Annotated in this window: 16 protein-coding genes; 7 read left to right on the top strand and 9 right to left on the bottom strand. The window is 69.5% G+C overall.

Translation table 11 applies throughout. The features are described 5' to 3' along the window. Window positions 1-10: 10 nt before the first annotated feature. Window positions 11-3,136 (bottom strand): tetratricopeptide repeat protein, encoded by a 3,126-nt coding sequence (locus EL340_RS14560; RefSeq protein WP_232023125.1) that lies wholly within the window; start codon window positions 3,134-3,136, stop codon window positions 11-13. A gap of 644 nt (window positions 3,137-3,780) precedes the next feature. Continuing rightward, window positions 3,781-5,589, bottom strand: a complete 1,809-nt coding sequence (locus tag EL340_RS14570; RefSeq protein WP_126415201.1) for a tetratricopeptide repeat protein — start codon at window positions 5,587-5,589, stop codon at window positions 3,781-3,783. Between the two features lie 157 nt (window positions 5,590-5,746). On the opposite strand from EL340_RS14570, the gene EL340_RS14575 reads away from it, so the two are divergent. After that, window positions 5,747-6,451 carry an MgtC/SapB family protein gene (locus EL340_RS14575; protein ID WP_126415202.1) on the top strand — a complete coding sequence of 235 codons (705 nt, stop codon included), beginning with the start codon at window positions 5,747-5,749 and terminating at the stop codon, window positions 6,449-6,451. 39 nt (window positions 6,452-6,490) lie between these two features. Here EL340_RS14575 and EL340_RS14580 read toward each other — a convergent pair whose 3' ends face one another. The 3 genes from EL340_RS14580 to EL340_RS14590 all read right to left on the bottom strand — a co-directional run bounded on the left by EL340_RS14580 (window position 6,491) and on the right by EL340_RS14590 (window position 10,545). Further along, entirely contained in the window at window positions 6,491-7,975 is a 1,485-nt protein-coding gene (locus EL340_RS14580; RefSeq protein WP_126415203.1) for an NAD(P)(+) transhydrogenase (Re/Si-specific) subunit beta, read from the bottom strand. Window positions 7,976-7,987: 12 nt separating this feature from the next. Beyond that, complete coding sequence (locus EL340_RS14585; RefSeq protein ID WP_126415204.1) at window positions 7,988-9,550, bottom strand: Re/Si-specific NAD(P)(+) transhydrogenase subunit alpha; 1,563 nt, start codon at window positions 9,548-9,550, stop codon at window positions 7,988-7,990. 239 nt (window positions 9,551-9,789) lie between these two features. Beyond that, entirely contained in the window at window positions 9,790-10,545 is a 756-nt protein-coding gene (locus EL340_RS14590; protein WP_126415205.1) for an ROK family protein, read from the bottom strand. Window positions 10,546-10,593: 48 nt separating this feature from the next. Between EL340_RS14590 and truA the strand changes: the two genes are divergently transcribed. The 5 genes from truA to EL340_RS14615 all read left to right on the top strand — a co-directional run bounded on the left by truA (window position 10,594) and on the right by EL340_RS14615 (window position 17,698). After that, a complete protein-coding gene (truA, locus tag EL340_RS14595) occupies window positions 10,594-11,481 on the top strand; it encodes a tRNA pseudouridine(38-40) synthase TruA (protein ID WP_126415206.1) in 888 nt (295 codons plus the stop codon). A gap of 261 nt (window positions 11,482-11,742) precedes the next feature. Then, window positions 11,743-12,186 (top strand): 50S ribosomal protein L13, encoded by a 444-nt coding sequence (gene rplM, locus EL340_RS14600; RefSeq protein WP_126415207.1) that lies wholly within the window; start codon window positions 11,743-11,745, stop codon window positions 12,184-12,186. Between the two features lie 43 nt (window positions 12,187-12,229). Further along, window positions 12,230-12,724, top strand: coding sequence for a 30S ribosomal protein S9 (rpsI, locus tag EL340_RS14605; RefSeq protein ID WP_003789348.1), 495 nt, complete (start codon window positions 12,230-12,232; stop codon window positions 12,722-12,724). Between the two features lie 291 nt (window positions 12,725-13,015). After that, on the top strand, window positions 13,016-14,377 hold the full coding sequence (gene glmM, locus EL340_RS14610) for a phosphoglucosamine mutase (protein ID WP_126415208.1): 1,362 nt from the start codon (window positions 13,016-13,018) through the stop codon (window positions 14,375-14,377). A gap of 135 nt (window positions 14,378-14,512) precedes the next feature. Continuing rightward, entirely contained in the window at window positions 14,513-17,698 is a 3,186-nt protein-coding gene (locus EL340_RS14615) for an ATP-binding protein (protein ID WP_232023126.1), read from the top strand. A gap of 49 nt (window positions 17,699-17,747) precedes the next feature. Here the strand turns inward: EL340_RS14615 and EL340_RS14620 are convergent, their stop codons facing one another. The 4 genes from EL340_RS14620 to coaA form a co-directional block, all read right to left on the bottom strand. Beyond that, window positions 17,748-18,599, bottom strand: coding sequence for an ABC transporter permease (locus EL340_RS14620; RefSeq protein WP_126415210.1), 852 nt, complete (start codon window positions 18,597-18,599; stop codon window positions 17,748-17,750). Then, complete coding sequence (locus EL340_RS14625) at window positions 18,596-19,669, bottom strand: ATP-binding cassette domain-containing protein (RefSeq protein WP_126415211.1); 1,074 nt, start codon at window positions 19,667-19,669, stop codon at window positions 18,596-18,598. The genes EL340_RS14620 and EL340_RS14625 overlap by 4 nt, the downstream gene beginning before the upstream one ends. 103 nt (window positions 19,670-19,772) lie before the next feature. Next, window positions 19,773-20,807 (bottom strand): ketopantoate reductase family protein, encoded by a 1,035-nt coding sequence (locus EL340_RS14630; RefSeq protein WP_232023127.1) that lies wholly within the window; start codon window positions 20,805-20,807, stop codon window positions 19,773-19,775. A gap of 93 nt (window positions 20,808-20,900) precedes the next feature. Beyond that, window positions 20,901-21,884 (bottom strand): type I pantothenate kinase, encoded by a 984-nt coding sequence (gene coaA / locus EL340_RS14635; RefSeq protein WP_126415212.1) that lies wholly within the window; start codon window positions 21,882-21,884, stop codon window positions 20,901-20,903. Window positions 21,885-22,060: 176 nt separating this feature from the next. Here coaA and glmS point away from each other — a divergent pair, with 176 nt between their 5' ends. Beyond that, window positions 22,061-23,965, top strand: coding sequence for a glutamine--fructose-6-phosphate transaminase (isomerizing) (gene glmS, locus EL340_RS14640; protein WP_126415213.1), 1,905 nt, complete (start codon window positions 22,061-22,063; stop codon window positions 23,963-23,965). Window positions 23,966-23,972: the final 7 nt, after the last annotated feature.

Here is a 23,972-nt window from a genome sequence, read left to right on the forward strand (position 1 = left end):
CCCGGACGAGTTAGTCGTCGTTCGCCTCCATCTCTCCAATCTGTTTGAGGACGTCTTCGCGTTCCTGACGAACGCGAGTGGCCTCCTCCGTGGAGCCGTAGCCCTCTAGAACACGGGCGTATGTCTCGAGGGAGATCTCGAAGTTTGAGCTGTAGACACGTGGCTGGTGTTGGGACAGATCTCGGAACAAAGCGGCGGCGTCCTGGGCAGGCCCAAGGGCATCATCCCAGCGCTTTGTGTCGGCCAAGTGTTCTGTGAGGTAGTGGAGGGAAAAGGCGAGGTCGGGGTTGTGTGCAGCCGGGTTGCGCTGGGCTAACTCTTGCCGGATGGCGACGGCTTCCTGAATCACCTTGAGAGCGTCCTCGCGCTGCCCGTTCTCGGACAAGTGGACGGAGAGATTGCTTAAGGAGACAGCAAGGTCGGAACGACACGCGTTTGTCGGAGTGCGTTGAGCCAGTTGCCGGCGGATGGAGACGGCCTCCTGAATCGCCTTAAGAGCTTCATCGCGCTGCCCATTGTCGCCCAAGGTGGAGGAGAGGTTGTGGAGGGTCATGGCAAGATCTCCGGTGTGGGCGGCTGGGTCGTGCGCGGCTAGTTCTCGGCAGATGGTGACGGCCTCCTGAATCGCCTCGAGAGCGTCCTCGTGTTGCCCGTTCTCGGACAAGTGGACGGAGAGATTATTCAAGGAGTCAGCGAGTTCGGAGCGATGTGCGTTGGTCGGAGTGCGGAGAGCCAGTTGTCGGCGGATGGTGACGGCCTCCTGAATCGCCCCGAGAGCCTCATCGTGACGTCCATTAGTGCCTAGATCCGACGCGAGGCCGCCCAGAGCCGAAGCAAGGTCGGGTAAGTGGGTGGCAGGATGCTTACTAGCTAGATCCCGATAGATATCGGTTGCTTCTTGAGATGCGGAGAGCGCCTCTGTTCGTCGGTCGACGGCGGAAAGGCTTGCTGCCAGTCCCTGTAGAGCGCTTGCTAGTCCCGACTTATGAGACTCGGAATTCTCGTCGGGTTGATGGCGGTAGATTTCGACAGCTTCCCGAGATATGGGAAGGGCTTCGTTAAATTCGCCACTGCTACGCATGAAGAGAGCGAGATTGCTAAGGGATAGGGCTAAGTCTGGGGTGTGTGCGTTCGAGTTCTTGCGCCTTCGTCGTCTGCATATTTCAGTACTTTCTCTACCGATCTTCACAGCTTCTTCTTGCTGTCCGGAGTGGAGTAGGTTGAGTGACAGGTTAATTAGTGAGGTAGCCAGGTCGGACGTGTAAGTCGATGGCTTGCTGTCGGCGAGTTCTCTATGGATTTCAGTGGCTTTGCGACTGGATGTCAATGCTTCTTTAAATTGTCCGTTCTTGCCTTGCAGGACTCCGAGTTCCCCTTGTCGGCGTGCATAGTCAGCCCGTTCTTTCTCGGTTGCGTCTCGGGTGGGAACAGGGGTGTTTGCTGCACGTTCAGCCAAAGTGAGCTTCATGGGGAGCGCGAAGTATATTTCATCATTTAGTGCATGTGCTGCTTCATAAGCCTTGTCTGGATCGATGTGGGAGTCGGTGGCGCTTAGGAGCCTGGTGAGGCCTGTCGCGAGGTTGGGGCTCTGGGTGTTGATGGCCTGGGCCTGTACCACCTGAGTGACCTCTGCCAGTACTTCGTTGAGAATCTGTCCTACGTGCTCATTGAGGTGAGGATCTGTCGAGGCGCGTTCGAGGACCGTCCACGTTCGTAGGGATGACTCTCCCACTCTCCTCGGGGACAGCAGTTCGCGGAGAAGAAAGTCCAGGTTCGCGGACTCGGAGGCGATGAGGTGCTCACCGATACGGTCCGGCTCGAGGTGACCGCACCACGTACCTGAACGCTCATCGCCCGTGGCGGGAGGTGGGTAGCAGCGTCTTAGCCACTGTGCGAGGTCCTTGCTATGTTCACCAGGATTCGTGGGAAGGAGGTTGAGGAGACTGACAGCATCATCCTCATTCTGGATATCGACGAGCGTGGCGGCCGACACCGCTTGCCGCGCCAGATCCCGATCGAAGGGGACCGACGCAGGCCAGTGGGAGCACCAGTATTTCTCCTCATGATGAAGAACCTCATCGAACAACTCGTCGGGGGAGCGACCGCGCTGAGCGTTTGGTAAGGGGCGCGCATTCAGGAAGGCGTCGACTGTGACGAGTAGGGGCTGCGCGTACACGGGATCAGTGAGATGATCGAGGAGGTCGCTTGACGGCGTCGAACCAGGTGACTCGGCGAACGATGTATATGCCAGAGTGAACAGTTCCCTTCGCTCTGTATCGGACAGTTCCTCGTTGTTGAGCACGATTGTCGAGGCGACGTCGAGAAGACGATCGAGGCCTTCATTATGGGAATCCTGAGGGCGAAGAGTGTCAACCCACTCATTGGACCCCTGGCGGGTGGTGGGGAGCGGTGAGGGGCGACGTACCAGGAAGACGAGTCGCACCCGCTGTCTCTCGGGATCCTCGGCTGCGTGGAGAGCAGAGGTGATGGCCTCCTTCACTATGTCAGGCCGGCCTTCGGCGTAGTCGACCACGAACAGTAGTGATGACATGTCTTCGCTGGACGTAGCGTCATCCAGCTGCTTGACCTCCTCCAGGAATCCGGCCTTCCAGGTATCAGCGTTTTGATGTGGAGTACCGGCCGCTGCCAGGCTCCGGCAGAGCTCCACACCGAGTCGGGTCTTTCCGGATCCCCCGTCCCCACCCAGAACGTGGATCGCAAATCGCTCCTCGCTTCGCGCCCACGTCTCCAAGCGGGTGAGTACCTCTGCGCGGTCGAGGAAGGGAACCGGGGTCGACTTGGCGGTCAGAAGTCGGACAATGTTCATTCCTTCGGCTGTGTGTTCCCGTCGCGGCTGGGCGGGTTCCAGAGTCAACCGTTGGTTTCCAAGCTCGACTGTGAAAGGAGGGCGAACCGCTGGAAGTTGCTGCTTGCGTGCGGTGATGCGTTGCGCTCGTTGCCTTCGTTTCCACTTCTCCCAGGTCCGTTTGCCGAACCGGATCGCTAGGGGGATGACAGCCGCTGTCATGATCAGACTGGCGATAAACGCGACGAAGGGATGGTTTTTCCAGAGATCGTCCAGCGGACTGAACCAGTTGATCCACGACTGGCCGGAGGGCGTCGTCGGCGAGGGCATGGGTGAAGGGGGCGGCTCTGTCACGGTGCGGACCTCGGGGATGGGAGGGAGTCGGTTCCCCTGGAGTCTACCGAGCAGCTGCTCGGTTTCTCACGGATCGCCGGCCACTGGCGCTGCGGAAGGAATATGACCCGCTACAAGCAGCGGCGTTGCGGGCCACCTGCGCTGGTCGGCCCTGATCGGGGACGTAGTTCACCCACGAGCACTGCGTTGTCTCGCTGACGACTGAGGTCTGCCCTCAGTCGTCAGCGAGAGAAGTACGTTCTGGACGGAGAACGCAGTTCCCGATCCGCTCGGTCGACTGCTCCACGCTGGCACGGCGGCACGTCCGAGCTGGCCAGGTTGGTGCGCCCCGGGTTGGCGTTCGCAGATGATGACTGCTGATGGCGTCGTCACTGACCGGGGCGCGTATCAGGGGAGTGTCCGCTAAGGGCTCGGGCCACTACTGCATGAGGTTGGGGTTCTACTGGCCAGGGGTTGTGCGTACTCCACGAGCCTCCGCACCTCGTGGAGTACACCCATCTACCTGCCAGTGGCACCCGGCTCTCGTGCAGTACCAGCGGCTGCCGCATGAACGCCGCCGTCCCGCCATTCGTATCCGCATCACCGACCGACACGACCTCTGAAATGCCTCAGACGGAGGTTTACCGTGCCATCTGCTCTGTCACGGCCTCGATCTCCTGGCGGATGCGGGCGGCGTCGGCCTCCTTGCCGCTCCACTGGAGGACTGAGGCGTAGGTGCCCAAGGTGTCGGCGAGGCCCTGGCCGAAGGTCTGCGGCTGTGTGCGGGCCAGGCTCCGGTAGAGGTCCGCGGCCTCCCGCGCGGTCTCCAGGGCCTCGTCCCGGTGGCCGGCCTCGGCCAGGCGCTTGGCGAGCCGGTGCAGGCACGGAGCCAGTGCCGGGGCGTGGGTCGCGGGGTCCCGCTCAGCCAGCTCCCGGCGGATCTCCGCCGTCTCCCGGATCGCGGCCAGAGCGGCTGAGCGGTGCCCGGTATCGCCCAGGCACTTTGCGACATTGTGCAGGCAGGCCGCCAGGTCCGGCTTGTAGGCGGCAGAGTCGATCTGCACCAGGCTGCGGTAGATCGTGACGGCCTCCTGGACGGCGGCCAGGGCCTCGTGCGTACGCCCGGCCCGGTTGAGGTTCAAGGTGAGAATATTGAGGGCCCGGGCGAGGTCGGCGGTGTAGGAGGCCGGATTGGCCCGCACCAGGCGCCGGTAGATGCCGATGGACTCCCGGGTCGCGGTGAAGGACTCATGCAGCCGCCTGGCCGTGTACAGGCCGACGGCGAGGATGTACAGGGACTCGGCAAGAGCCGGGGTGTAGGTGGTGGGGCTGCTCCTCACCAGGGTGCGGCGGATGCTCACCACCTCGCGGGAGGCGGCCAGTGCACCGTCGAGGCGGTCGGCGTCGCGCAGGCAGGCGGCATGCGCCTTGAGAGCCCCGGCCAGATCGGGTAGGTGGGTGTCGGGGGCGCTGTGGGCCAGGGCCCTGCTGATGCCGACCGCCTCCTGGGTCGCGGCAAGCGCCTCATCATGCCGCCCCACGTCGCTCAGGCGCCGGGCCAGGGTTCCCAGGCAGCGGATGACCTCGGGGGAGTAGAGGGCGGGGGCGCGCCGGGCCAGCCCTCGGTAGAGCGCAGCGGCCTCCTCGGCCGCCTCCAGGGCTTCCTCCCGGCGGCCCACGGCGGCGCTGCAGTTGGCCAGGACCTCCAGGGACCCGGCCAGCTCGCTGGTGCAGGACCCCGGCTCCTCCTCATCAAGACGGCGGTAGAGGCCGACGGCCTCCCGGGCCTGATCGAGGGCCTCGACGACGTAACCGACCGTGCGCAGGCGCGGAGCCAGGCTGCTCAGGGCCGCCGCCAGCTCGGGGACCTGGGCGTCCGGATCGGCCTGGACCAGACGTCGTCGGACGCTGATGGCCTGCTGGGCGGTGACGAAGGTATCGCTCGGCCTCCCGGACTCGCTCAGACGGCAGGCGAGCGTGGTCAGGGCCACCGCCAGGCCGGCGTCGTAGGTGCGAGGGGCCTCCCGGGCCAGGCTCCGGAAGAGGCCGACGGACTCCTGGGCGGTGGCCAGGGCGTCGCGCAGCTCACCGGCCGCACTCAGGTCGGCCGCGAGCCGACACAGCGACTCGGCCAGGCCGGGGGCATGGGCGTCGTAGTCCTGCTGGGTCAGGCGCCGTCGGATCCGGGCCGTCTCCCGTGAGATGCCGACTCCCTCGCGGATCCGGCGGGCCTGGCTCAGGCGCAGGGCCAGCACCGACAGGCCCTCGGCGAGATCGGCCAGGTAGAGGTCCGGGTTCAACCGGGCCAGGCCCCGGAGGATCTGACCGGCCTCCCTCGCGGCATCCAGTGCCTCGCCGCGGCGTCCCGAGCCGGCCAGGCGCTCACTGAGCTCCAGCAGCCGGGCGGCGTGAGCGGCGCTCTCGGGGCTGACATAGGGGGAGAGGGACACGTCTGAAAGCCTCGGGCTCGGGAAACGGTGGTGAGTGCACGGTAGCCGGGGCCGGCCGGCATCGCGATGGGGAGACGTCACCGCGGGCGCGCCCCGTCTGCCGCTCCTTTAGAATCGGGACAGGGTCGGTACTGGGATCGCGAGGAAGGGAGCAGGTGTGGGCGCGCTGTTCAGCCTGGACCACGTGGGGGTCCAGGTCGTTGCGATGACGGCCACCTTCCTCCTGTGCCTGACGCTGGGAGCCGAGCGCCACCTGCGCCACAAGGACGCCGGCGTCAAGACGCACGTCCTGGTGGGGCTGGGCTCATGCCTGTTCACCCTCGTGTCCGCCTACGGCTTCGCCCCGATCACCGGTTCCGACATCTCCGTGGACCCCAGCCGCGTGGCCGCGCAGATCGTCTCCGGTATCGGCTTCCTGGGCGCCGGGGTCATCTTCGTCAACAACGACACCGTCCGCGGACTGACCACCGCCGCCACCGTCTGGCTCAGCGCCGCCATCGGCATGGCGTGCGGGGCGGGCATGATCCCCCTGGCGGTCACCGCCGTCGCGCTCGACTACGTCGTCGTCCTGCTGCTGGGGCCCCTCACCTCACGCCTGCAGCGCCGCCGTGGCGAGGTGACCGTGCGGATCGACTACGAGGTCGGCCGCGCCATCATGCCCGAGATCCTTCAGGCCGCCACGGCCTCCGGCTTCACCGCCACCCTGGAGGAGACCGAGATGATCCGCGGCGAGCACGGGCGCACCATGAACGCCGTCATGCGCTTCCACGGGCAGCGGCCCGCCGCCCACCTCATCGAGGCCCTCTCCGGGCTCGACGGCGTCGACGGCGTCGAGTGCCTCGAGGGCGGCCGGCTCGACTGAGCCCGACGGCGGGCCCCTCCAGCTCCAGTCCTATTCCTCCTACTCCAGGGCCCGGATGATGGCCTCGACCGTGTCCTTGGCGTCGCCGAAGAGCATCGAGGTGTTCTCCCGGAAGAAGAGCGGGTTGTCCACCCCGGCGTAGCCGGTGGCCATGGACCGCTTGAAGACGATGACCCGTCCGGCCTCCCACACGTGCAGCACCGGCATGCCCGCGATCGGTGAGCCCGGCTCCTGGGCCGCGGGGTTCACCGTGTCGTTGGCCCCGATGATGAGGACGACGTCGACGTCGTCGAAGGAGTCATTGACCTCGTCCATCTCCAGGACGATGTCGTAGGGGACCTTCGCCTCGGCCAGCAGCACGTTCATGTGCCCGGGTAGGCGGCCGGCCACCGGGTGGATGCCGAAGGTGACCTCCACGCCCTCCGAGCGCAGCATCTCGGTGAGGGTGGCCACCGGGTACTGGGCCTGGGCGACGGCCATCCCATAGCCGGGGGTGATGACCACGCGTCGGGAGGCCTGCAGCAGGTGGGCCACCTGGGTGGCGTCGGTCTCGTCCACCGATCCCTCGTGCCGGGCGCCGCCCGCGGCCGCGGAGGTCGAGTCGGTGCCGTAGCCGCCCAGCAGCACCGAGACGAAGGAGCGGTTCATGGCCTGGCACATGAGGTAGGACAGGTACGCCCCCGAGGAGCCCACCAGCGCGCCGGTGATGATGAGCAGGTCGTTATCCACCATGAAGCCGGTGAAGGCCGAGGCCCACCCCGAGTAGGAATTCATGATCGAGACGACCACCGGCATATCGCCGCCGCCGATCGCCAGTACCAGGTGGGCGCCCAGAACCAGGGAGATCGCCGTCATCGCCGCGAGGAGTGCCCAGCCGGTGCCGGAGCCGGCCGGCACGCTCATGAAGCCCACCATGAGGAGCAGGGAGGCGACGAGGGCCGCCAGGTTGAGCACGTTGCGACCCGGCAGCGTCAGCGGACGCCCCGGCACCCGGCCGGAGAGCTTGAGGGCCGCCAGGATCGAGCCGGTGAAGGTCACCCCTCCGACGAACACGCCCAGGAAGACCTCGCCCAGGTGGAAGGCCCCCAGCGAGGCGGACAGCGCGTCGGGGGAGACGTAGGAGTTGTAACCCACCAGGACCGCCGCCAGTCCCACGAGCCCGTTGAGCACGGCGATGAGCTGGGGCATCCCGGTCATGGCCACGCGCCTGGCCACCACCAGCCCGATGACCGAGCCCAGGGCCAGTCCCATGGCGATGAGCAGCAGCGTCGGCAGCACGCCCCGTGCCGGGTGACTGCTCAGGGCCAGGCCGATGGCGGCGAGCACCGCCACACCCATGCCGACGGCGCCCGCCACGTTGCCGGCCACCGCCGTCTCGTGGCGGGACAGGCCGGCGGCGGCCAGGATGAACAGGATCGCGGCGGCGATGTAGGCCAGGACCACCGGTGAGGGCAGTGACGGCACGGCGGCGGTCAGCAGCTCCGACGACGATGCCGGGGCCAGGGTCACCATCTGAGTCATCATCTCCTCCTCACCTCAGTCCTTCGTGAACATGGCGAGCATGCGGTGAGTGACCGCGAACCCGCCGACGATGTTGATCGTGGCCAGGACCACCGCGATCAGGCTGATGGCGCTGATGAGCGGGTGGGGGTTGCCGACCTGCGAGATCGCCCCGACCAGGATGATCCCCGAGATCGCGTTGGTCACCGACATGAGCGGCGTGTGCAGGGCGGGAGTCACGTTGGAGATGACGTGGAAGCCCAGGATCACCGAGAGCATGAGCACGATGTAGTGGCTCGTGGCCGCCGGCGGCGTCACCAGGACCAGGGCGGCGCCCACCAGGCTCGCCGCGGCCAGTCCCAGCCACTGCCGGGAGCGCGAGCGTGCCTGCGCCGCCCGGGCGGCCTCGCGGGCCGCCTCCTGGGAGGCCGCGTCGTCGGCGGCCGCCTCCGCCGAGTGCCCCGGGGCCACAGCGGCCGAGACCTGGATCGGGGGCGGGGGCCACATCACCTCGCCGTCGTGGGTCACCGTGATGGCGCGGACCACCTCGTCCTCCAGGTCCAGGGTGAGAACCCCGTCCTTGGCGGGGGTGAGCAGACCCAGCAGGTTGACGATGTTGCGCCCGTAGAGCTGGGAGGCCTGCGAGGGCAGCATCCCCGCCAGGTCCGTGTGCCCCACGATGGTGACGCCGCCGGCGGTGGTAACCACCTCGCCGGGCACCGTCAGCTCGGTGTTGCCGCCGGTGGCCGCCGCCATGTCGATGACGACCGAGCCGGGGCGCATGGCCTCGATCGCGCCCCGGTCCAGGAGCACCGGAGCGCGGCGGCCCGGGATGCTCGCCGTGGTGATGACGACGTCGGACTCAGCGGCCTGGCGGGCGTAGAGCGCGTTGGCCGCAGCCGCCTGGTCGGCGTCCATCTCCTTGGCGTAGCCGTCGGAGGAGACCTCCTGAGCGCGGGGCAGCGGCACGAACTGCGCCCCCATGGAACGGACCTGGTCGGCGACCTCGGGACGCACGTCGGAGCCGCGCACCTGCGCGCCCAGGGAGCAGGCGGTCCCGATCGCCGACAGCCCGGCGACGCCCGCACCGATGACGTAGACGGTCGCCGGCGGGAACTTCCCCGCAGCGGTCACCTGCCCGCTGAACAGCCGGCCCAGGTGCGAGGCCGCCTCGATGACGGCCCGGTAGCCGGCGAGGTTCGCCTGCGAGGAGAGCACGTCCAGGGACTGAGCCCGAGACACCCTCGGGACCACGTCCAGGGCCAGACAGGTGATGCCCCGTTCCCGCAGCGCCTCAAGCAGCTCGGGCCGGCGCGCCGGGTCCAGCCGGCAGATGAGCACCGCGCCCCGGCTCATGAGGGCCAGGTGCTCCTCACTCGGGGCCGAGGCGCTCACCACGACCTCGCAGCCCCAGACCCGGGCGCCACCGGCGAGCTCGGCCCCGGCGGCCTCATAGGCGTCGTCGGGAAACTGCGCCCGCTCGCCGGCGCCGCGCTCGACCAGGACCTCGTAGCCCAGGCGGGTCATCCGCTCCACCGTCTGCGGGCTCGCAGCGGTGCGCGGCTGATCCGCCGGCTCGCGGGGAACTCCGATACGCATAGTGCCTCCTTGCACGATACGGATGCCGTCGTCGGCATCTCACAAGAAACTATCGGCAAGATAGAAGTTCTTGCGAGCTCGGGCAAGGGACCGTTGGGTCCTCTCCAGCAGGGGAGATGGTGCGAGGGGCGTCGGGAGGACGATCGAGAGAGGTCGAATCGACAGCGCTCGACCAGTACCGGACCGGTACTAGAGCAGTGTCAGGTCGGCGCCGGCTCAGGGGCGGTTCGGGGCCGGTCTCAGGGCCGGGCCATGTCCCAGCAGCGGGCGCCACCGGTCATGCCGGCCTCGTTGGGGACCACGACGACGTCGTCGCCGATCTTGCCCAGCTGGGCCGCCGTGATCCGGCGCGAGTTGCCGCCGCCCAGGTAGAGACGGTCCCACAGGTACATCGGGCGCAGGGCGTCGACGACGCGGCGCACCCGGCGCGACCAGTGGGCGTCGCCCAGGCGCAGGCGCTCGTGCTCGCCGATGTAGTCGTCATAGGTCAGGCCCCAGCGCACCGGCCCCTGGGAGACCTCCACGTGCGGGGCCAGCACGCCGTTGTCGAACACGGCGTTGCCCAGCCCCGTCCCCAGGGTCACGATCATCTCCAGGCCGTGGCCCGTGACGACGCCGGCCCCGGCGACCTCGGCGTCGTTGAGGACCAGGGAGGGGATGCCCAGCGCGGTGGAGACACCTGTGCCCATGTCGAAACGGGCCCAGGCCTCCACCAGCTCGGGAAGCACCTTGGAGCGCGGTCCGTCCCTGGTGATGTAGTGGGGCGTGGCGATGACGACCCCGTGGCGGATCATGCCCGGCATCCCCACCGTCACCCGGTCCGCGCCCGGCAGCTGGGAGGCCAGGGAGGCGATGGTCTCCACCAGCTTCGTCGGCGGCAGCGGGTAGGGGGTCGGGGTGCGCACGGCGCGGGAGATGATGTTGCCCTCGGCGTCGAGCACCGAGGCCTTGATGCCGCCGCCGCCGCAGTCCACGGACAGAGTCGTTGTGCTCACGGCTGCGAGCCTAGTGGAAGCACGCAACCAGTGCGGTTCAATGGGGCCATGCCACGCATCCGCCTCGACCTGGCCTACGACGGCACCTTCTTCTCCGGGTGGGCCGCCCAGCCCGGGCTGCGCACCGTCGAGGGGGTGCTGACCGACGCCCTGGCCACCGTCCTGCGCGAACCCGTCCGCCTCACGGTGGCCGGCCGCACCGACGCCGGCGTCCACGCCGCCGCCCAGGTGGTCCACCTCGATACGAGCCCCGAGGCCTGGACCGCGCTGCCCGGGCGCTCCGAGCGCAGCCCCGAGGCGGCCCTGCTCACCCGGCTCGCCGGTGTCCTGGCGCGCGAGGCCCAGGAGAGCCTGCCGCGCACCCCGCGCGGGGCCGGCGACGTCGTCGTCACCGGGGCGCGCATCGTGCCGGAGGCCTTCGACGCCCGCTTCGGTGCGCTCAGCCGCCGCTACGCCTACCGGATCGCCGACGCCGCCGCACCGCGCGATCCCGCCCGGCGCGCCACCGTCCTGTGGGTGCCGGACCGGCTCGACGTCGAGGCGATGGCCGCCTCGGCCGCGCCCCTGCTGGGAGAGCACGACTTCCTGTCCTACTGCAAGCCCCGCGAGGGCGCCACGACCATCCGCACCCTGCGCACCCTCCACTGGCGGCGAGCCGAAACGGGGTCGGATGCCGGGCTCGTCGTTCTGTCCGTCGTCGCCGACGCCTTCTGCCACTCCATGGTCCGCTCCCTGGTGGGGGCCGGGCTCGCCGTCGGGCAGGGACGCAGGCCCGTCACCTGGCCCGGTGAGCTCCTGGCGGCCCGTACGCGCGACGGCGCCGCCCCAGTGGCCCCGCCGCACGGGCTGACCCTGGAGGAGGTCACCTACCCCGGTGACGAGGAGCTCGCCGCCCAGGCCGAGCGCGCCCGCACCACCCGCCGACTGACCTGCTGACCCCGCTCCGCCGACGGCCCGCCGAGGCGCGTGGTGCGATTCACGGAACTGGAAAGCCGCACCTTTTGACCCTCCTGTGGGCCGCCCGGTACTGTTGGCAATCGTCGTGCAGCACGCGCGTGCGTGTCCGCGGTGCCGTCCCACTCGCCCCGGATCGCCTGTGCTCCGACCACTCACCTGACCATGGTGGTCTCGCCGAACCGCGAACGCTTCACCGCGCTTCGGCGTGCCCACTCGCCAAGAGAAACGAAGGCAACGCCCGTGCGCACGTATACACCGAAGCCCGGCGACGTCGAGAAGAGCTGGTACGTCATCGACGCTACCGACGTCGTCCTGGGTCGACTCGCGGCCCAGGCCGCCACCCTGCTCCGTGGGAAGCACAAGCCCCAGTTCGCGCCCAACGAGGACTGCGGCGACTACGTCGTCATCATCAACGCCGACAAGGTGGCCCTCACCAACGGCAAGGCTGACAAGAAGTTCGCCTACCGCCACTCCGGCCACCCGGGCGGCCTGACCGCCGTCTCCTACCGCGAGCTGCTGGCCACCCGCCCCGAGCGCGCCGTCGAGAAGGCCATCAAGGGCATGGTCCCTCACACCAAGCTCGGTCGCGCTCAGCTCAAGAAGCTCAAGGTCTACGCAGGTGCCGAGCACCCGCACGCCTCCCAGAACCCGAAGACGTTCGAGATCACCCAGGTCGCCCAGTAAGCGCTCCAGCGCTCGGCACCCCGCGACAAGCAAAGGACACATCGTGGCTGAGACCACTGTCGACATCGACGCGCTGGACGAGGAGAACGCCCCCTCCAGCTACACCACCGAGACCGAGGAGTCCGCTCCGGGTCGCGGCCAGTCCATCACCGCCCCCGGCTCCGGCCTGGGCCGCCGCAAGGAGGCCGTCGCCCGCGTGCGCCTCGTTCCCGGCACCGGCCAGTGGACGCTGAACGGCCGCTCCCTGGAGGACTACTTCCCCAACAAGCTGCACCAGCAGCTCGTGCGCGCCCCCTTCACCATCCTGGACCTTGAGGGCCGTTTCGACGTCGTCGCCCGCATCAACGGTGGTGGCGTCTCCGGCCAGGCCGGCGCCCTGCGCCTGGGCATCGCCCGCGCCCTCAACGAGATCGACCGTGAGGCCAACCGCGCCACCCTCAAGAAGGCCGGCTTCCTCACCCGTGACTCGCGCATCGTGGAGCGCAAGAAGGCCGGTCTGCACAAGGCCCGTCGCGCCCCCCAGTACTCCAAGCGCTGATCCGGCGCGGTGCCCGGTCCTTCCGGCCGGAACCGCTCGACTGTTTACCGACGGCGGCCGTCCCCTTCACGGGGGCGGCCGCCGTCGCCATCCGTCAGGGGTGGGCCTGGTCTGTTCCGGCGGCTCGGCACCAGCCGGCTCCCACCGCAGATGGCCGGGATTGCAGGAACGACCCGTCGCCCAAGGACCCCGGAGGACATCAGACCTTGCTCGTGCTCCGGTCGTCGTGTCACCAGGCCGGGCGGCCCGTGGCAGGATGGTGCTGTTTCGTCACCCCTCAGGAGGATCTCCATGGCTCGTCTCTTCGGAACCGACGGCGTACGCGGCCTGGCCAACGACCTGCTCACGCCCACCCTGGCCGTACAGCTCGGTGAGGCCGCGGCCCGTGTCCTGATCAAGGACACCCCCGCCACCCGGCGCTCGCGCAGCGTCCGCCCCCGCGCCATCGTGGGGCGTGACACCCGCGCCTCCGGAGAGTTCCTCGACCACGCCATCAGCGCGGGCCTGGCCTCCTCCGGCGTCGACGTCACCCGCGTGGGCGTCCTGCCCACCCCGGCGATCGCTCACCTGACGGCCACGCAGGACATCGAGCTGGGCGTCATGATCTCCGCCTCCCACAACCCCTTCCCCGACAACGGCATCAAGTTCATCGCCCGCGGCGGCTACAAGCTCGCCGACGCCGTCGAGGACGAGATCGAGGCCCTCTTGGGCAAGGTCAACGACCGGCCCACCGGCTCCGACGTCGGACGCGTCATCAAGGGCGAGACCGTCGCCGACCAGAACTACATCAACCACCTCGTCGACTCCGCCGCTACCGACCTGTCCGGGCTGCGCATCGTCGTCGACGCCTCCAACGGCGCCGCCTCCGTCGTCGGCCCTGCTGCGCTGCGCGCCTCAGGCGCCGAGGTCATTGTCATCAACGCCTCCCCGGACGGCCTCAACATCAATGACAACTGCGGCTCCACCCACCCCGAGCAGCTGCAGAACTACGTCCGGGCTGTCGGCGCGGACATGGGCGTGGCCTACGACGGCGACGCCGACCGCTGCCTGGCCGTGGACGCCGACGGTCAGCTCGTCGACGGCGACCAGATCATGGGCATGCTCGCCATCGGCATGAAGGCCGACGGCACCCTCGGCTCCGACACCCTCGTCGTCACCGTCATGAGCAACCTCGGCCTCATCCTGGCGATGCGAGAGCACGGCATCCGCACTGTCCAGACCGGCGTGGGCGACCGTTACGTGCTCGAGCGTATGCTCCAGGGCGGCTACACCCTGGGCGGCGAGCAGTCCGGCCACGTCATCGATACTCTCCACGCCACCACCGGCGACGGCGTGCTCACCTCGCTGCGCGTGGCCGCGCGTGTCAAGCGCACCGGCAAGACCCTGGCTGAGCTCGCCAGCGTCGTCACTCGCCTGCCCCAGACGCTCATCAACGTCAAGAACGTCGACAAGGGGGCCGCCAGCACCAACCAGTCCGTGCAGGACGCGGTGGCGTCCGCGGAGGAGGAGCTGGGCGAGACCGGGCGCGTCCTGCTGCGGCCGTCGGGTACCGAGCCGCTCGTGCGCGTCATGGTCGAGGCTGCCACCCAGGAGGAGGCCGACCGCGTGGCCCGGTCCCTGGCCGACACCGTCAAGAGCAACCTCAGCCTGTAGCCCGGGCCCACTGGTTTCCTTCCGGGGTCGGCCGCCGGCGCAGCCATCAGTACGGTGGCGGGCGTCGAGGTCGGCCCCGGTCGTTGAGACCGTCGGCTCGCCGCGCTGGAGGAGGAGATGGGGAAGGATGGTCCCGTGACGTTCCCCTACCCGCTGTCGCTTCTGACGGATCCGCCGACCTGGCGCGGCAGGGCCCTGAGTGGGCGGATTCTCGACCTGCTCGCCGTCCTGGCCGGCGGCCGGGAGCCCCGGATGAGCGACGCCTTCCTCATCGAGGCCCTGTGGCCCGACGACGCCCCCGCCCGGCCGCTGAGGGCGCTGCACGTCGTCGTCTCCCGCGCGCGGGCGGTGGTGGGGGAGGGCGTCGTCGAGCGCACCGGTGACGGCTACCGGCTGACGCTGCCCGTTGCGGAGGTCGACGCCCTCGACCTGGCTGACCGAGCGGACCGGGCCCGCGCCTGCGCCACCGCGGGCCAGTGGGACCAGGTCCTGGACCTCACCGGCGCCCTGCCCCGGGTGCCCGCCTCCGATGAGGCCGACGTCGCCGGATCAGAAGCATCCCCTCTCACCGAGCTGCGGGCGCGCGCCGTCACCCAGGCCGCGTCGGCCCGCCGCGACCGGGCCCTGGCCCTGGAGGCCACCGGCGAGCACGAGCAGGCCGCGGGCCTGCTGCGTGAGGCCGCCCGGCGCGACCCCGGCGATGAGACCGTCCTGGCAGCCCTCATGCGTGCCGAGTCCTGGGCGCGCTCGCCGGCCGCCGCCCTGGAGATCTACGAGGCGCACCGCCGCAGGCTGCGCGAGCAGGGGGCCGTGCCGGGGCCGGCCATGCGCGCCGCCCACGAGGCCGTCCTGGCCGCCGAGAGCCCCGTGCGCCGCGGCCTGGAGCCCGCACCCGAGCACTTCCTGGGCCGCGAGGAGGACGTGATCGGTGTCCTCCGGGCTCTGAGCACCCACCGGCTGGTCACGATCACCGGGCCGGGAGGAGTCGGCAAGACGACCCTGGCCCAGGTGGTCGCGGCGCGCAGCCGCCGCCCCGCCGTCTACGTCGCCCACCTGGCCGAGATCTCGCCCGGCGCCGACCTGGCCAGGGTCCTGCTCGATGCCGTCGGAAACCCCGGAGCGGCCAATGGCGACCCGTGCCGGTCACTGGCCGCCGCCCTCGCCCTGCCCGGAACCGTCCTCGTCCTGGACAACTGCGAGCACCTGGCCGACGCGGTCGCCGACCTCATCGGTCCACTCCTGGCCGCCTGCCCCGACCTGCGGGTCCTGGCGACCTCTCGCCGCCCCCTCGACCTGGTCGCGGAGCACGTCCACCGCCTTGCACCGCTGGATCAGGCAGCGGCGGCCGAGCTCTTCCGCGCCCGTGCCCTGGCGGCCCGCCCCGAGCAGGTCGTCGACGACGAGGACCTGGAGGACCTTCTCACCCGGCTCGACGGCATCCCCCTGGCCATCGAGCTGGCCGCAGCGCGCACCCGCAGCCTGTCAGCGCGCCAGATCGCCGAGCGGCTGCCCGGCCGGCCCGAGCTGCTGACCGGAGCCCGGGACGCCCCCGCCCGCCAGCGCACCCTGACCGCGGTCATCGAGTGGTCCTGGAACCTGCTCGACGCCGTCGAGCGCCGAGCCATGGCGCGTCTGGCCCTGCTCGCCGACGGCTTCACCCTCGCCGCCGCGGAGGCGCTCATCGGCGCCGACGCCGCTGATGTTCTTGACGCCCTGGTCTCCCACTCCCTGCTCGTGGTGCGCGACCACGGCCTGCCCCGCTTCCACATGCTCGTCACCGTCCGTGACTTCGCCCTGGAGCAGCTGGCCGCCTCCGGCGACGAGACGGCTGCCCGGGCGGCCCTGTACGAGTGGGTGGTCGACCTGTGCTCCCAGATCCGTTTCCCCATCAACGCCGGCGACTTCGGCGACGTCCACCACCCCCAGGCCCGCCGGCACGACCGCCTCTTCCGGCAGGTCGCGCACGACGAGGCCGTCATCGTCCAGGAGCTCGACCGGCTCCTGGCGCAGGCCGAGGCCAAGGATGCGGACCACCTGCCCGGCGAGCTGCGCGACGCGATCTGCCTCATCGGTGCCGCGCTCATGCGGCTGTGGAGCGTCACCTGGAGCTACGAACGCATCGCCGACTACGGCTCGCGCCTCATCCGCCCCGCCGCGCAGCCGGCCCGGGACGCGCGCGGCAACGAGGCGGGGCTCGCCGTCCTGGCCCTGTGCGTCACCCTGTTCGGGCTCCTGAGCCACATGCCCACGCAGATCCGCTCACTGCTGCCGGAGTCCTTCGACGGCGAGGGATCCTTCAGCCGGGTGCGGCGCTTCCTGCGCGCCGAAGACGGGCAGTGGCCCGAGCTGGCCCGCGACGCCGACCCCTGGGTCGCCTGGGCCGCGACCCGCTGCCTGGCCGCCCAGCAGGAGGACGACGGCGACCCCGGCGCCTCCTTGGAGACCATCGAGGCCCTCCTGGACCGGCTCCACGGCAACGACCTGGCCGGCATCCACCTGCTCGAGCTGCACCTCCACCGCCTGCAGGTACTCATGTCCCTGGGACGGTACGGCGAGGTCGTTGACGCATGCACGCGAGCCCAGGTGCTCCTGGAGGGGATCCTGCCGAGCTGGGGCGGGTTCTTCCGCACCACCCTGCGGCTGGAGGCCGCCTACTGCGCGGTCTACCTCGATCCCAGGCCGCAGACGGCGGAAAGTCTGCTGGAGAGCCTGGATCCCGTCGACCTGCCGGGAACCATGCGCTTCATTGCCCGCTCCGTGCGCGGAGAGCTGGAGCTCACCCGCGGGCGCGTGCGCACCGCCGCCCTCATCCAGCGCGTGAGCCTGCGCTACGCCGGGCACTGGCGCTCCATCCTGGGGGCCGGCTCCCAGTGGGAGCTCTACATCCTGAGCATGTGCCTGGTCACCGATATCGAGCTCAGCCCCGACGACGCCGTCGAGCTCGACGCTGCGGCCATCCGGGCCCGCGCGGTTCGGCTGCTGCGCGACATCCTCTCCGACCCCGCCCCGAGGCAGCGGGACATCCCCACCATTATGGCCTTCGCCGCGGCCGTCGGTCTGTCCTGCGCCACCGCCGCGTCGGCCGGCTCCGAGCAGCGCGATGCGGGCACCGAGCTGGTCGCCACGGCCCTGGCCGTGGGCACCAACCAGACCTGCCGCCTGCTCTCCCACGACTACCTGCGCGCCCGCAGCGAGCAGGCCGACGCCCGGGCGCTGGCCGAGGCCGAGGACCGGATCCGGCCCCTGGACCGCGGTCGGCTGGTCGCGCACGCAGCCGGTCTCGCCTGCGGTTTGGCGGGCGGGACCGGCTGGAGCCGTTGAGCGGCGGGGCGATCCGCCCCAGTGGTCAGGCAGCCGAGCGGCGGTGCGCTCAGGCGTTGCGCCGCTGGTAGCGGACGATCGTCAGCGGGGCCATGACCGCCAGCACCAGCAGCGAGCCGAGGATGGCTGCGCGTACGTCCCCGGCCGATCCCGCCGTCCCGTCCAGCAGGTAGCGGCAGCCGTCGACGATGTGCGAGATCGGGTTGTTGCGTGCGAAGGCCTTGAGCCAGCCCGGTAGCGTCGTGGTGGGCACCATGGCGTTGGACAGGAAGGTCAGCGGGAACAGGACGATGACCGTGAAGGAGGTGACCGCCTGGGCCGAGGAGAAGACTGTCCCCAGGAACAGGAAGGTCCAGGCGATCGCCCAGGCGCAGCCCGCCGCCAGCGCGATCGCTCCGATGGACCCCGACCAGCCGTTGACGGGCCGGTAGCCCAGGACGTAGCCGGTGAGCACCGTCAGCGACGTGCAGATGAGATAGCGCAGCACGTCGGAGACCATCGGCCCCAGGACGGGGGAGATCCGGGACATCGGCATGGTCCGGAAGCGGTCGAAGACCCCCTTGTCCATGTCCTCGCGCAGGTCCACTCCCACGCTCTGGCTCGTGGTCAGGGCGTTGATGATGACGAGCCCCGGGACGATCGTGGGCAGGTAGGCCTTGACGTCCCCGGCGATCGCGCCGCCGAAGAGCTCACCGAACATGACGGTGAACATGACCGGCTGGATGAGGATGTCGTAGGACTCGCCCGGGTTGCGCACCATGGTGATGAGGGCGCGCCAGGCCATGGCGAGCGTGTCCGGGACGAGTCGCGCCTCACTGAATCGGGAGCCCTTGAAGGCTGGGGCGGAGGACGGGGCGGATCCGTTCGGCAGGGCGGTTGCGTTTGCTGCGGGGAAGGTCATGACTGCTCCTCGACGTCGTCGGAACGGGTGGATGCGGGGGAGGAGGCCGACGGCTCGGCGGAGGGACTGGGCGGGGCGTCGGCCTCCTGTCCGGGGTGGCCGGTCAGGGCCATGAAGACCGAGTCCATGCTGGGGCGGTCCACCGAGACGGTCCTGGGGGACAGGCCGGCGTCGCGCAGGGCCACGAGCACCTCGGTGGCCACTGACGCCTCGGTCAGCGGCGTCTGCAGGCGTGCGCCCTGGATACCCCGGTCGGTCAGCGCCGGGGCGTGACCGGTGACCCGCTCGATGACCTCGGCCGTCGCGGCCTGGTCCTCGGGGGTCGCCGGGGTCAGGACGAGCGAGCTGCTGCCCACCCGGTCCTTGAGCTCGTCGGGAGTGCCCCCGGCGATGAGCCGCCCGGAGTCGATGATGCCGACCTGGTGAGCCAGACGGTCGGCCTCCTCCAGGTACTGGGTGGTCAGCAGGATCGTGGAGCCGCCCTGAACCAGGGAACGGATGACGTCCCACATCTGCTCACGCGTGCGCGGGTCCAGTCCGGTGGTGGGCTCGTCGAGGAAGATGAGCGGGGGACGGGCGATGAGCGAGACGGCCAGGTCCAGCCGGCGCCGCATCCCGCCGGAGTAGCCACTCACCCGCTTACCGCCGGCCTCGGTGAGGCTGAAGGAGGCCAACAGCTCGTCGGCCCGCTCATGGGCCTGACGCCGGCCAAGGCCCAGCAGACGGCCGAAGAGGCGTAGGTTCTCCACCCCGGTGAGCATCTCGTCGACGCTGGCGTACTGGCCCGTCACCCCGATGAGGCTGCGCACAGCGTGGCGCTCGCGGACGACGTCGCGGCCCAGGACCATCGCCCGGCCACCGGTCGGTGCCAGCAGCGTGGTGATCATGCGCAGCGTCGTCGACTTGCCTGCACCGTTGGGACCGAGCAGGCCGTAGACGATGCCGGCGGGAACTTCCAGGTCGAGGTCGTCGACGGCGGTGAAGGAGCCGAAGGTCCGCGTCAGGCCGTCGGTCCTGATGGCCGGGGCCGCGCTGGATGAGGGTGATCTGGTTGCTGTTGATGTGGTCATGCCGCCAAGGCTGGCTCCGCACAGTTTCAAAGCGGCTTCACCGAGACAGGGCCGAGTTTCACGCCGTTTCGTTCCGGCCTCCCCCGTTTCGGATGACGGCCTTTCAAGGCTGGGCGACGTCAGCGCTGCCGGAGCCGCAGCGGGCGGCCTTGTCTCGGGCGGCCTCGTAGCTCTCGTAGAAGACGGGGGCGGGAATCCCGCCACCTCGGCCCTGCTCGTAGACGGTTCTGCAGACGAACAGCAGGTCGTCGGTATTGCCGTGCAGCGTCATGATTCTGCGGGTGAGAAGGTTCTTGGAGAACATGCGTTTCATGAGGGGAGCGGAGACGGCGGTCGGCAGCCGGTAGGCGAGCAGCTCGCCGCGGTAGCGCCTCAGGTCGACGCCGCGCGACGCCACGATCCTGGACGTCTCGCGAATCGCCCTGACCACCCGGGCCAGCGTCCTGGTTGAGCTCATGAGCCGCTCAGCAGAGCGCGTCGTGTCCTCAATGTCGCCGTACATCCCCGCCACGGCACCGACGCCGGCATTGATCGCCATGTGCAACCAGATCCACTCGAGCATGTCGTGGGGACGCTCCAGGCTGATACCGCAGGAGTCGAACAGCGCCTCCACCTGCTCGTAGCCGGGGAAACGGGCCCTGTCGCGCCGCTCCAGCATGACGTGGTCGAAGACGCAGCAGTCGAGCCGGTTGCCCGTGATGCTCCCGCCCGCCACCGGGTACCCCAGAAGGATGTCGCGACCGGCCATCAGGTGGTCGAGCTCCTCACGCTCTCCCCAGAAACCACAGAACAGCAGAACGGGCCCCTCGATGCCCTCCGCATCGAGGTCGGCCATCACCTCGGCGATCCTGCCCTGCGGCACCGAGACCACAATGAGGTCGTAACGGTCGTGTGCATGGTGGTGAACATGGTGGTGAACGCTGTAGCGGCCGCGGGACAACGAGCCCTTCGGATCGGTCCTGCCGTCGAGGATCTCCACCTCGAGCGAGCTGATCCCGGACCGTGCGCTGCTGCTGCGAACCAGGTGCTCGACTCGGTGGCCGGCCTTCTGGAAGAGGTACCCGTAGGTCGTCCCGATCACCCCCAGGCCGACGACGAGAATGTTCATAGGAGCCTTGGTGCTTGCCTGTGCTGTCATGGCCGCCAGCCTGCGGCCCTCCGGTTTCAGACCGCCTTCATACCGGCTTCAGGGTCGGGCGGCGCAGGCCCGCTCAGCCCCGCTCAGGCCTGTTCAGGACTTGCGCAGCAGGACCCGGCTCATGCGGTGCTCGGAGTCCTTGGTCAGGACCAGGGTGGCCCGGCCCCGGGTGGGGGCGATGTTCTCGCGCAGGTTGACCAGGTTGACGCTCTCCCAGATCTCACCCGCCCCGGCCAGGGCGACGTCGTCGGGAATCTCGGCGAAGCGCCGGAAGTAGGATCCCGGCTGGGTGAAGGCCGTGTGCTTCAGGGTGAGGAACCGGTCCAGGTACCAGCGGCGGATGTCCACGGGGTCGGCGTCGACGTAGATCGAGAAGTCGATGAAGTCACTGACCGCCAGGGCAGAGGACCCGGGCCGCGTTCCCCGCGGGGCCGGCTGGAGGACGTTGAGCCCCTCCAGGACGAGGATGTCGGGGCGCTCGACCGTCACGTGCCGGCCCGGGACGATGTCGTAGACCGTGTGGGAGTAGACGGGTGCCTGAACCCGCTCGCTGCCGGACTTCACGGCCGCGACGAACTCCAGCAGCGCCCGGCGGTCGTAGGACTCGGGGAAGCCCTTGCGGGCCATGAGCCCGCGCTCCTCGAGGACCCGGTTGGGCAGCAGGAAGCCGTCGGTGGTCACCAGGTCCACGCGGGGGGTGTCCGGGAAGCGGGTGAGCAGGTGGGCGATGAGACGCGCCGTCGTCGACTTGCCGACGGCGACCGATCCGGCCACCGCGACGACGAAGGGCGTGGGCGGCTCGTCCACGCCCAGGAAGGTGCCGGTGCGGTGCGCGCGCTCACGCGAGGTGGCGATGTAGTCCTCCAGCAGCGCGGTCAGGGGACGGTAGACGGCGTCCACCTCGGCCAGGTCGATGGGGTCGCCCAGGCCCCGCAGCTTCTCGACGTCGGCCTGGGTCAGCGGCAGCGGTGCCGATGACGCCAGGGCGGACCACTGGTCGCGGTCCAGCTCGATATAGGGCGAGGCGCCCGGGATGCCCGGGTCACTCGGGTCGCTCAGCTCGGAGGTCACCGACACAGTGTCGCAAAAAGAGGCGCTTGACGGACAATCTCGAAGGATCGAAGAGGACTCAGTGAGATCCCGATGGGATCTCGTTGAGATCTCATCGGGATCGCGCCGGCGTTACACCGAGATCACACCGACGTGGCCCTGCGCTCGTTGTCAACGTCGCGTCAGCATGATTCGATCGGAGCATGTGTGGAATTGTCGGCCACGTCGGCCCTCTGACTGATACTGGTTCCTCTCGTTCCCTTACTGTTCTGATGGACGGCCTCGGTCGTCTGGAGTACCGCGGTTACGACTCCGCCGGCGTCGCCCTGGTCGGCCCTTCCGGTCTGGACGTCATCAAGGAGGCGGGCAAGCTCTCCGGCCTGCGCGCGCTGCTGGAGGCCACTCCGCCGGCCCCCGCCACCGCGGGCATCGGCCACACCCGCTGGGCCACGCACGGCGGCCCGACGACGGTCAACGCCCACCCCCACCGCGCCGGTCACCTCGCCGTGGTCCACAACGGCATCATCGAGAACTTCCGCCCGCTGCGTGAGGAGGTCGAGGCCGCCGGCCGCGAGCTCGTCTCCGACACCGACACCGAGGTCGTCGCCCACGTGCTGGACATCGACTTCACCACCCGCCTGCGCCAGGACCCGGCCGCCGCCTCCGACCCGGACCGGGTCGCCGACCTGCTGGTCGCCTCGATGCAGGCCGTCACCGCGCGCCTCGAGGGCGCCTTCGCGCTCCTGGCCGTCACGGACCTGGCCCCCGCCGCCATCGTCGCTGCCCGCCGCTCCAGCCCCCTGGTCATCGGCCTGGGCGACGGCGAGAACTTCCTGGGCAGCGACGTCGCGGCCTTCGTCGCCTTCACCAAGAAGGCCGCCGAGGTCGACGACGACCAGGTCCTCCTCCTGACCGCCGACGCCGTGCGTGTCTGGGACAAGGACGGCAACGACGTCGAGCCCAAGACCTGGGAGGTCTCCTGGGACGCCTCCGCCGCCGTCAAGGGCGGTTACGACACCTTCATGGACAAGGAGATCCACGAGCAGCCCACCGCCGTGGCCGACACCCTGCGCGGCCGTGTCGACGAGCGCGGCGAGCTCCAGCTCGACGAGATGCGCATCGACCCCGCCGTCCTGCGCAGCGTCGACAAGATCATCGTCATCGCCTGCGGCACCGCCGCCTATGCCGGTCACGTGGCCAAGTACGCCATCGAGCACTGGTGCCGCATCCCCGTCGAGGTCGAGCTCGCCCACGAGTTCCGCTACCGCGACCCCGTCGTCAGCGAGAAGACCCTGACCGTCGCCATCTCCCAGTCCGGGGAGACCATGGACACCATCCAGGCCGTGCGCCACGCCCGCGAGCAGGGCAGCAAGGTCCTGGCCATCGTCAACACCTACGGCTCGACCATCGCCCGCGAGGCCGACGCCGTCCTCTACACCCACGCCGGCCCCGAGGTCGCCGTGGCCTCCACCAAGGCCTTCCTCGCCCAGATCACCGCCTGCTACCTGCTGGGGCTGTACCTGGCTCAGCTGCGCGGCAACAAGTGGCCCGACGAGGTCGCCGAGTACCTGGACAACCTCGCCGCCATGCCGGACCGGATCCAGCACGTCCTGGACAGTCAGGAGGCCAAGGTCCGCGACCTGGGCGCCGAGCTGGCGGACAGGTCCTCCTTCCTGTTCCTGGGGCGCCACGTCGGCTTCCCCGTGGCGCTGGAGGGCGCTCTCAAGCTCAAGGAGCTCGCCTACGTCCACGCCGAGGGCTTCGCCGCCGGCGAGCTCAAGCACGGCCCGATCGCGCTTATCGAGGAGGGCCTGCCGGTCTTCGTCATCGTGCCCACCCCGCGCCGTCCCATCCTGCACGACAAGGTCATCTCCAACATCCAGGAGATCCGGGCCCGCGGCGCGCGCACCATCGTCATCGCCGAGGAGGGCGATGCCGACGTCGAGCCCTTCGCCGACCACATCATCCGGGTGCCCGCCACCCCCACGATCCTGTGGCCGCTGCTGACCGTGGTGCCGCTGCAGGTCTTCGCCGCAGCCCTGGCCGGGGCCAAGGGGCTGGACATCGACCAGCCGCGCAACCTGGCCAAGTCCGTCACCGTCGAGTAGGACCGAC

The sequence above is a fragment of the Actinomyces viscosus genome (genome assembly GCF_900637975.1).
Lineage (GTDB): Bacteria > Actinomycetota > Actinomycetes > Actinomycetales > Actinomycetaceae > Actinomyces > Actinomyces viscosus.